The following is a 9,472-nucleotide window of genomic DNA, read 5'->3' on the forward strand; positions in this document are numbered from 1 at the left end:
GCGAGCTGTTTTCAATACTTTTAATTGATGGGAAACAGCCGACTGCTCCATCTTCATAACGGTTGCGATGGTCCCCACGTTTAATTCTTGGTTTTCTAATAAATATAAAATCGCTATTCGTGTGGGATCGCTAATAATTTTAAATAGTTTACTGACTTCTTGAATAGTTCTGTCATCTAGTAATAAAGATTCTTGTTGATCCATCCGCTTACTCCTCACTAACACGACTCAACATATGCGTGTTTATTCATATGATTATTTTACCATAATTTCTTTTTAAAGTAATGTCTGGTAATTGCCACACCTTAAAAAGCAGTGAGAAATTAGATTTTTCAAAGTATTCTATTTTATATGAAAAGCTGATCCAAACCAAAAAGAGTTGATCCAAAAAGATAAGAAATAAAGAAGCTGCTTGCAAATTCGAATGCGTTGAATTTGCAAGCAGCTTCTCTATTATCATTACTGGCCTTTAAACAGGCGGTCATTTTTATTGTTCGTATTTAATTCAGTCATTTTCCCTGTGTCTAAGTAAATGATCCATTCACAAATGTTGGTCACATAATCGCCAATACGTTCAATAAATCCAGCTACCAACATATAGTCGGAAGCACCTAAAACAATTTCCGGATCAGCTTTCATCTGTCTAATACATGCTTGATAGATTTTTCTAAAATCGTCATCAACTGCTACATCGCTTAAAGCTACTTTTTCAGCTTTGTCTGCATCTGAAACTACATATGCATCCAGGACATCTTGAACCATTACTTTGACTTTTTCCGACATCTCTGCAATTTGAGCTTCGATCTCATAGTCTCGCTTGTTTCCTTTTACTCGGATGGTCGACTTAGCAATACTGACTGCGTGATCTCCCATTCTTTCTAAATCAGCGCTTGCTTTCATAATCGTCACTATTTTACGCAAGTCAGTTGTCACAGGTTGTTGCAAAGCAATCAATTCAAAACATCTATTTTCTAAGTCTACTTCGTACTTATTGATGACACTATCTCCTATGATAACTTCTTTAGCCAATTCTTTATCATGATTCACAAAAGCTTTAACTGATTTATAGACTGCTTCATTCACTCCTTTTCCCATTTGAAAAAAGCGAATGTGTAGATCATTCAATTCTTCTTCGAATACACGTCTCATTTGCTACCACTCCTATTTGCCATCTTACAGCTTATTATACCTATGAATTACCCAAAACGTCCAGAAATATAATCTTCCGTTTCTTTTTTACGAGGATTGGTAAAGATTTGGCGAGTTTCGCCGTGTTCAATTAAATTGCCGTTTAAGAAAAAAGCAGTATTATCAGAAATCCGGGAAGCCTGTTGCATATTGTGTGTAACGATAATCATCGTATAATCGTCTTTCAAGTCCAACAACATTCGTTCAATTTTTCCACTAGAAACCGGATCTAACGCACTAGTCGGTTCATCCAGTAAAATGATTGCTGGTTCGACAGCTAAAACTCTGGCAATACAGACCCGTTGTTGTTGTCCGCCAGAAAGCGCTAAGGCACTTTTGTGTAATTTATCTTTCACGTCATCCCAGACAGCTGCCTTCTTCAAACTTGTTTCTACAATTTCTTCTATTTTCTTCTTATCTTTCATACCGGCGATCCGTAAACCGTAAGCCACATTTTCAAAAACTGAAAATGGAAAAGGGTTCGGTTGTTGAAAAACCATTCCGATTTTTTTTCTTAATTCCACTGTATCCATTTTAGGACTGTAAATATCTTTTTGTTCAAACGTCACATTACCTGTGATGGTAACATCTGGAATTAAATCATTCATGCGATTCAATGTTCTTAAATAGGTAGACTTTCCGCATCCGCTGGGTCCAATCAAAGCCGTGATTTCATGCGGTGAAAAGTCTAATGAAATACCTTTTAAAGCTTCTTTTTTTCCATAATACAAATGAACGTCCTTAGACTCGATAATATGATTTTCTTTATTCACGTTACTTCCTCCTAACCAAAGTGACCTGAAACATAGTCTTCAGTTGATTGTATTTTTGGCCGCGTAAAGACTTTTCTTGTTTCATCGTATTCAATTACATTTCCCGTATAAAAGAATGCTGTGTAGTCACTGATACGAGAGGCTTGCTGCATATTATGCGTCACAATGATAATCGAATAATTTTCACGTAATTGCAACAATGTTTCTTCTACTTGACTCGTAGAAATCGGATCTAATGCACTTGCCGGTTCATCTAATAATAAAATATCCGGTTTTAAAGCGATCGCCCGTGCAATACATAGGCGTTGTTGTTGTCCACCAGATAACGCTAAAGCACTTTTATGCAAATCATCTTTCACTTGTTCCCATAAAGCAGCTTGTTTTAAACTTGTTTCCACAGCTTCATCTAAGGTTACTTTGTCTTTGATACCATGACGCTTCAATGCAAAACTAATATTATCATAAATCGATTTGCTGAAAGGGTTGGGCCGTTGAAAAACCATTCCAATATTTTTACGCATTTCATATACATCTGTTTCCACAGAATTGATATTTTTGCCTTTATACATAATTTCACCTGTCACTTTGGCAATTTGGATTTCGTCGTTCATCCGATTTAACGAACGTAAATAAGTTGATTTTCCGCAGCCGCTTGGACCAATTAATGAAGTGATCTTATTTTCTTCGAATTCTAATGATACGCCTTTAATGGCTTCATTTTGTCCATACCAAACATGTAAATCTTTCGTAGACAAATCAACTGATGCAGTAGGTTTCATTTTAAGAATATTTGTTTCAAGGTTTGTTTGTTCTGGCATTATTTTTCCTCCCTGAGTGATTTAAACAATCTGGTATCTTTATCCCGCTGTAGCTTTTTTCTGCAATTTCTTCCCTAAATAACGAGCACCCAAGTTAAATAGCAATACGGCAATGATCAGCACAGCCGAAGCACCTGCTGAGACTTGCACTCCATCCGGCATTACACCTTCACTGTTGATCTTCCAAATATGAACAGCTAAAGTTTCAGCTGGACGCATAACATTTAATGGACTTGAGATCGATATCGGGTTCCAATTTGTAAAGTCTAATGCAGGTGCACTTTGTCCTGCTGTGTAAATCAACGCAGCTGCTTCACCGAAGATCCGGCCTGCAGCTAAAATCATTCCTGTTAAAATACCGGGTAAAGCAGCAGGCAAAATGACACGCGTCACCGTTTCCCAGCGTGACAATCCCAATGCCAATCCTGCTTCCCGCTGAGTCAACGGTATAGTTCTAAGTGAATCTTCAATTGTTCTCGTCAAAAGAGGCAAGTTGAACAAGGTTAGTGCCATCGCTCCAGAAAGAATCGAAAAGCCTAATCCCCATTGTAAAACAAACACTAAAAAACCAAATAACCCCACAACAACGGAAGGAAGAGAACTTAAAACTTCAATGATGGTTCGGATAAAATCAGTCAGAAAGTTTTTTCTAGCATATTCTGACAGGTAAATGGCTGCCCCTAAAGACAAAGGGGTACTAATCAACATTGTTAATATCAGCAAGTAAAATGAATTGTACAATTGAATAACAATTCCGCCGCCCCGCTGAAATGATTTTGAAGGTGTCGTTAGAAATTCCCAAGAAATTTGAGGAACTCCGCGCCAAAGAATAAAAGCTAATAAGCTGAACAAAATCAAGACAATGATTCCAGAAATAACATATAAAAATCCAACTGCTATTTTATCTACTTTTTTTGCATTCATCTTAATTCATGGCTCCTTTCTTTCCGATCCAGCGTGTTAAAATATTAAAGAAGAGAGCCATCACCAACAGAATCAAAGCTAAAGACCAAAGGACATCATTTTCAAGTGTGCCCATTACCGTATTCCCCATATTCATCGTAAGAATACTAGTCAGCGTTGAAGCAGGTGTAATTAAATTAGTTGGCAATATAGCAGCATTCCCAATTACCATTTGGACAGCTAAAGCTTCGCCAAAAGCACGAGCCATTCCAAAAACAACGGCTGTCAGCAAGCCAGGAGTTGCGCTTCTTAGCACTACTTTATAAATCGTTTGCCACCTTGTTGCACCTAAAGCCAAAGAAGCTTCCCGGTAATGACGGGGCACTGATTTTAATGTATCCACTGACATACTGGTAACGGTCGGCAAAATCATCACAAATAATACGACTGTAGCAGATAACATACCAAATCCGCTGCCGCCAAAAGTATTCCGCATAAAAGGAACCACAACGGATAACCCAATGAAGCCATAAACAACAGAAGGAATTCCAACTAACAGCTCGATAACTGGCTGCAAGACCTTTTTCCCAACTGTGGGTGAAATTTCAGTCATAAAAATAGCAGCGCCAACGGCAAAGGGAGTGGCTACCACCGCAGATAATAAGGTAACAATAAATGAACCGGCAATCATCGGCAATGCGCCTGTTAATGGCTGACCGTCTTCACCAACGTTTCCCGGATTCCAGACTGAACCGGTTAGAAAACGGCTCAATGAAACACCGTCTTTAGTAAATGTGGAAATTCCTTTGCTTGCTACAAAATATAAGATAGACAATACAACAAACACAATAAATGCAATACACAAAAAACTAACTGTTTTTCCTATTTTTTCAAGTCTGCCTTTACCGGAATGTTCTGCTAGTTTTTTTTGAATGTCTTCCAAAAGAAGCCCTCCTCTTATTCTTTCTCTCTTCCTTACAAGAAGACGCCGAGTTAATGAAACAGCTGCCTTCTTCACTTTTACTCTTTATCAGTCAGGTTCGTTTTTCCTTTTTTCGTTTAAGGAACTTCAGTCGTGTTTCCTGCTGCATCTCGTTCTACTTGCATCGTATTAGCTGGGATATATCCAAGAGCTTCTATCAAGGTACTTTGAACTTCCTCAGACATAATGTAAGTCAAAAAATCTTTTGTCAAACCAGTGGGTTCACCATTTGTATACATATGTTCATAAGACCAGATGATCCATTCATTTGTTTTAACGTTTTCGTCCGTTGGCTCTATTCCATTGATAGACAAAGTTTCCACAGTATCGTCTACATAAGAAAATGCAACATAACTGATGGTTCCAGGCGTACTTGCCACAATTTGCCGTACTGTTCCGCTAGATTCTTGTTCTTGGGTAACGATACTTTTTTTACCTTCCGGCAGAACCCAACGGTCAAAAGTTGAACGTGTTCCACTTCCTGAAGAACGATTCAAGACAGTAATGGGCAAGTCTTTACCGCCCAATTCTTTCCAATTCGTAATTTCTCCCGTAAAAATTTTCCCTAAATCTTCCAAACTAATATCTGTTACTCCTGTCCCAGGTGTAACAATCGGCGTAATGCCGACTACCGCTACTCGGTGGTCAACTAATTTTGAAGCATCGATTCCGCTTTTTTCTTCTGCAAAAATATCTGAATTGCCAATTTCTACGGCATTGGCAGCAATTTGTCCCAATCCTGTTCCGCTTCCTCCACCTTGAACATTTATAAATTTACCAAAATTCTCAGCTCCAAATTGTTCTCCGGCAGCTTCAACAAGCGGCTGCAATGCTGAAGAACCAACAGCTGTGATTGATTCTTCTCCTTCTACTGGTCCACAAGCTGTTAAAAAAATACCTAACGCCGCTACTACCATTATATTAATTTTTTTAAATTTCACGATTTTACCTCCTCGGTATTTACATAAAACACATACTCTCTCATCATAACTTATTTTTGTAAAAGTTTACTCGTTAAATTGTAAATTTTGTGTAAACAAAGTATAGTTTTTACTTTTATCTTAGCGCTTTTGCCTTTAAAGCGCAAAGATAAAGCTATCTTACCAACTCTTTGTATTAGAAAAAAGGGCATGGTTCCTTCTCGTCATTTTCTCATAATAAAACCCAGTTTGTTACTTGAGATGAGCTGCTCGCTCAAGTAACAAACTGGGTTTAGTTAAATGTATGATTCGAATTCAATTCTGTGATTTTTCCAGTTTCAAGGTAAATAACCCATTCGCAAATATTCGTTACATAATCGCCGATCCGTTCTAAGTATCTTGAAACTAAAAGATAATCCGTACCGCATATAACTAGTTCCGGGTCTGCTTTCATTTCTTCAATGCATTGTTCAAAAATTTCTTTAGACAATGCATTAATAGCATCATCACTATCAGCAGTTTTTCGAGCTTGCTCCACATCTTTTTTGAGGTAAGCTTCTAACGCCGCTCTAACGATCACTTTCACTTTTTCGGAAAGTTCCGCAATTTTCACTTCAATCTGAGGGATCCGCTTTGTACCTTTTACACGAATCGTAGACCTTGCAATGCTGACTGCGTGATCTCCCATGCGTTCCAAATCAGCACAAGCTTTCATAACTGTTACGATCCTGCGTAAATCACTGGTGACTGGTTGCTGTAACGCAATCAACTCAAAGCATTTCTTTTCCAAAGTCAGTTCTAATTCATTGATTTGGTGATCATGATCAATCACTTCTTGTGCCAGTTCTTTATCATGATTAATAAATGATTTAACAGATTTATAAATCGCTTCATTGACCATCATTCCCATTTCCGAAAAATGGTGATGCAATGAGGTCAGTTCTTCTTCAAAAGTTTGTCTCATTTGATCCTCTCCTTAATAGATAATTGCCTTTAACCAAAGCGCCCCGAAATATAATCTTCTGTTTCTTTTTTTTGAGGACGAGTAAACATTTTTCTGGTTTCGCCAAATTCAATTATGCGTCCATTTAAAAAGAAAGCTGTTTTATCTGAAATTCGTGAAGCTTGCTGCATGTTATGCGTTACCATAACAAGAGTATAATCTTTTTTTAATACAGTTACCAGTTCTTCAATCTTTGCTGTGGAAATAGGATCTAACGCACTTGTTGGCTCATCTAGCAATAACACTTCTGGTTCGACCGCTAATGCACGAGCGATGCAAAGCCGCTGTTGTTGCCCTCCTGATAAAGATAAGGCACTTTTTTTCAAATTATTTTTGACTTCTTCCCAAATAGCCGCTTCGCGCAAACTTTTTTCAACCAATTCGTCTAACTTTTGTTTGTTTTTAATGCCATGTGTTCTGGGTCCATAAGCTATATTATCATAAATACTCATTGGAAAAGGATTGGGTTGTTGAAAAACCATTCCTACCCTTTTGCGCAAATGATTAACATTGCATTCTTTTGCATAGATATCCTCATTATCCATTTTTATTTCTCCATTGATCGTACATCCTTCAATCAGATCATTCATTCGATTTAAACTTTTGATCAATGTGGATTTCCCGCATCCCGATGGCCCTATAAAAGCCGTGATTTCATTTTTCAAAATCGTTAAATCGATCTGATGGAGCGCTTGAAATTCTCCATAAAATAAATCCATCTCTTTGATTGTCACTTTACTCATTTTATTGTCTCCTTTGTTAATCGGCTGCTAAGGTAAGTTGAAACGCCATTGATAATCAAAACAATTAGGATCAAAATAACTCCCGTAGCGTAGGATTCATTGACGTGTTGCCCTTCACTGGATAATACATACATATGTAACGCTAGTGTTCTCCCAGAAGAAAACAGACTGTCCGGTAAATTAGTCGAAGTTCCCATGGTGTACATCAAAGCCGCTGTTTCTCCGACTACTCGTCCGCTAGCTAAAATGACACCCGATAAAATACCTGGCATTGCAACAGGTAACACTACTTTAAAGATTGTTCTTAATTTGCCTGCTCCTAAGCCAAAACTAGCTTGTCGTAACGAGTCACTAACGGAAAGCAGCGCTTCCTCAGTTGAGCGAATAATCAACGGCAAAATCATCATCACAGCTGTTAATACACCAGCTAGAAGGGAATACTGAAATTGCAAAAATGTGACAAAAAATAGCATTCCGAATAAGCCGTACACAATCGATGGGATTGCCGCCAAGGTATCTGTTGCCATTCGAATCAACCCCACTACTTTATTGCTTTTTTTAGCATATTCGATCAAATAAAAGCCTGTAAATACTCCGATCGGTGTAGCTATCAATAAGGTTAATCCAACAACCATAAACGTTGTCAGCAAAGCTGGCAATAAAGAAACATTATTGGTTGTGTATTTCCAAGAAAAAAGAGACGGCGTCAAATGCGGTAATCCTTTGATTAAAATAAAACCGATAATGAAAAACAATGAACCGAATGTCAGTACGGCAGCAAGATAAATAAAACTTTTCATTACTTTACTACTCATTTGACGGTCTCCTTTCGTTTAATCAGCATAAAGATTCCATTAATCAGTAGAATGAAACCAAATAACACCACAGCTGTTGCAATAAGTGCTTCTCGGTGCTGACCAGCAGCATAAGACATTTCTAAGACAATGTTCGTTGTGAGTGTCCGAACTCCTTGGGTCAATGCTTCAGGAATCCGCGGTTGGTTTCCAGCTACCAAAACAACGGCCATCGTTTCACCGATGGCGCGTCCGACTCCTAAAACAATCGAAGATAAAATACCCGATTTTGCTGCTGGCAAGATGACTTTCATCACTGAGCGTTCATGAGTTGCTCCTAAAGCAAGACTGCCGCTGTAGTAGCTTTCTGGAACGGCACGAATGGCCGACTCTGACATTCCAATAATGGTCGGCAAGATCATCACGCCTAATAACAGCATAACTGTCAGCATGTTCATCCCAGTCCCGCCAAAAAGTTCTCGCATCAACGGTACGATTAATTGCAGCGCAAAGAAGCCGTACACAATAGAGGGAATCGCAGCCATCAAGTTGACTGCAGGTTTTAACAATTTATATAATTTGGGCGGGCAGAACTTAGCCATAAAGACAGCGGTTAGTACTCCGATTGGTACACCGATCAATACTGCCCCTAGCGTAACGGAAACAGACCCTACAATCATAGGCAATATCCCAAAAGCTGCAGGAGTATTTGATGGCGTCCATTTTTCTCCCAGCAAAAAATTACCTAATCCATATTTTGCAATAAAGGGCAGCCCTCCACCAAATACGAATACACCTATCAAGACGATTGCCAGCACAGATATCAAAGCTGAAAACAGGAAGACACCCTGCATAAAAAAATCCAGTTTTTTTACTTTTATTCCATTTGCTTGCTTATTCTTCAATACAATCACTCAAATCTATTTAGTATTCTCCAACTCATCCAAATGAGTAAGACTCTTTTTAATCGGGAATAAAAACAGACCAGTATATCCTAGTCTGTTTGAATTTCTCTGCTTCATACTCTCGCTTTGGATTAAAAACAGCTTATTTTGCTGTTTCTTCCCAAGTAGTCACTTCTCCTGTAAAGATCTTTTTTACATGCTCCATCGTTAGGTCATCAACTGTATTTTCCTGATTCACAATAACGGCAATTCCATCCATTGCAAGAACTTCTGACTTTAGTTCGGCTTGTTCTTCTTCCTTTAATTCACGAGAAGCCATCCCAATGTCTGCTGTCCCATCCACAGCTGCTGCAATCCCAGCAGAAGAACCATTCGAAGTAATATCGATTGTAACATCTGGATTCAAAGCTTGGTATTCTTCAGCTAAAACTTCCATAACTGGT

Annotated in this window: 12 protein-coding genes; all 12 read right to left on the minus strand. The window is 38.4% G+C overall.

Features of this window, described 5'->3' with window-relative positions; all coding sequences use genetic code 11:
- Positions 1-204 (minus strand): metalloregulator ArsR/SmtB family transcription factor (locus tag RT405_RS09675; protein ID WP_313469352.1); only part of this gene is annotated, 204 nt, incomplete at its 3' end.
- A 255-nt stretch (positions 205-459) separates the two neighbouring features.
- The gene (gene phoU, locus RT405_RS09680) at positions 460-1,149 is read right to left on the minus strand and encodes a phosphate signaling complex protein PhoU (protein WP_313469353.1); all 690 of its coding nucleotides are present in this window, start codon (positions 1,147-1,149) and stop codon (positions 460-462) included.
- A 47-nt stretch (positions 1,150-1,196) separates the two neighbouring features.
- The gene (pstB, locus tag RT405_RS09685; RefSeq protein WP_313469355.1) at positions 1,197-1,961 is read right to left on the minus strand and encodes a phosphate ABC transporter ATP-binding protein PstB; all 765 of its coding nucleotides are present in this window, start codon (positions 1,959-1,961) and stop codon (positions 1,197-1,199) included.
- A gap of 11 nt (positions 1,962-1,972) precedes the next feature.
- Positions 1,973-2,779 (minus strand): phosphate ABC transporter ATP-binding protein PstB, encoded by an 807-nt coding sequence (pstB, locus tag RT405_RS09690; RefSeq protein WP_396163655.1) that lies wholly within the window; start codon positions 2,777-2,779, stop codon positions 1,973-1,975.
- Positions 2,780-2,818: 39 nt separating this feature from the next.
- Positions 2,819-3,703: a phosphate ABC transporter permease PstA gene (pstA, locus tag RT405_RS09695; RefSeq protein WP_313469357.1), complete on the minus strand. Its 885-nt coding sequence runs from the start codon at positions 3,701-3,703 to the stop codon at positions 2,819-2,821.
- A 1-nt stretch (position 3,704) separates the two neighbouring features.
- Positions 3,705-4,625 (minus strand): phosphate ABC transporter permease subunit PstC, encoded by a 921-nt coding sequence (gene pstC, locus RT405_RS09700; RefSeq protein ID WP_313469359.1) that lies wholly within the window; start codon positions 4,623-4,625, stop codon positions 3,705-3,707.
- 116 nt (positions 4,626-4,741) lie between these two features.
- Positions 4,742-5,605 (minus strand): phosphate ABC transporter substrate-binding protein PstS family protein, encoded by an 864-nt coding sequence (locus tag RT405_RS09705; RefSeq protein ID WP_313469361.1) that lies wholly within the window; start codon positions 5,603-5,605, stop codon positions 4,742-4,744.
- A 271-nt stretch (positions 5,606-5,876) separates the two neighbouring features.
- Complete coding sequence (gene phoU / locus RT405_RS09710; protein WP_313469363.1) at positions 5,877-6,548, minus strand: phosphate signaling complex protein PhoU; 672 nt, start codon at positions 6,546-6,548, stop codon at positions 5,877-5,879.
- Positions 6,549-6,577: 29 nt separating this feature from the next.
- A complete protein-coding gene (gene pstB / locus RT405_RS09715) occupies positions 6,578-7,330 on the minus strand; it encodes a phosphate ABC transporter ATP-binding protein PstB (RefSeq protein WP_313469365.1) in 753 nt (250 codons plus the stop codon).
- Positions 7,327-8,145: a phosphate ABC transporter permease PstA gene (gene pstA, locus RT405_RS09720; protein WP_313469367.1), complete on the minus strand. Its 819-nt coding sequence runs from the start codon at positions 8,143-8,145 to the stop codon at positions 7,327-7,329. The genes pstB (RT405_RS09715) and pstA (RT405_RS09720) overlap by 4 nt, the downstream gene beginning before the upstream one ends.
- Complete coding sequence (gene pstC / locus RT405_RS09725; protein ID WP_313469380.1) at positions 8,142-8,978, minus strand: phosphate ABC transporter permease subunit PstC; 837 nt, start codon at positions 8,976-8,978, stop codon at positions 8,142-8,144. The genes pstA (RT405_RS09720) and pstC (RT405_RS09725) overlap by 4 nt, the downstream gene beginning before the upstream one ends.
- Positions 8,979-9,171: 193 nt before the next feature.
- A partial coding sequence (locus RT405_RS09730) for a substrate-binding domain-containing protein (RefSeq protein ID WP_313469369.1) occupies positions 9,172-9,472 on the minus strand: 301 nt, incomplete at its 5' end.

It is taken from the genome of Carnobacterium sp., assembly GCF_032094055.1.
GTDB lineage: Bacteria > Bacillota > Bacilli > Lactobacillales > Carnobacteriaceae > Carnobacterium_A.

Excerpts from the sequence above, each read along its gene's own strand:
- pstB (WP_396163655.1), bottom strand. The coding sequence starts at position 2,779 with ATGCCAGAACAAACAAACCTTGAAACAAATATTCTTAAAATGAAACCT.
- pstA (WP_313469357.1), bottom strand. The coding sequence starts at position 3,703 with ATGAATGCAAAAAAAGTAGATAAAATAGCAGTTGGATTTTTATATGTT.
- phoU (WP_313469353.1), bottom strand. The coding sequence starts at position 1,149 with ATGAGACGTGTATTCGAAGAAGAATTGAATGATCTACACATTCGCTTT.
- phoU (WP_313469363.1), bottom strand. The coding sequence starts at position 6,548 with ATGAGACAAACTTTTGAAGAAGAACTGACCTCATTGCATCACCATTTT.
- pstC (WP_313469380.1), bottom strand. The coding sequence starts at position 8,978 with ATGCAGGGTGTCTTCCTGTTTTCAGCTTTGATATCTGTGCTGGCAATC.
- pstB (WP_313469365.1), bottom strand. The coding sequence starts at position 7,330 with ATGAGTAAAGTGACAATCAAAGAGATGGATTTATTTTATGGAGAATTT.
- pstA (WP_313469367.1), bottom strand. The coding sequence starts at position 8,145 with ATGAGTAGTAAAGTAATGAAAAGTTTTATTTATCTTGCTGCCGTACTG.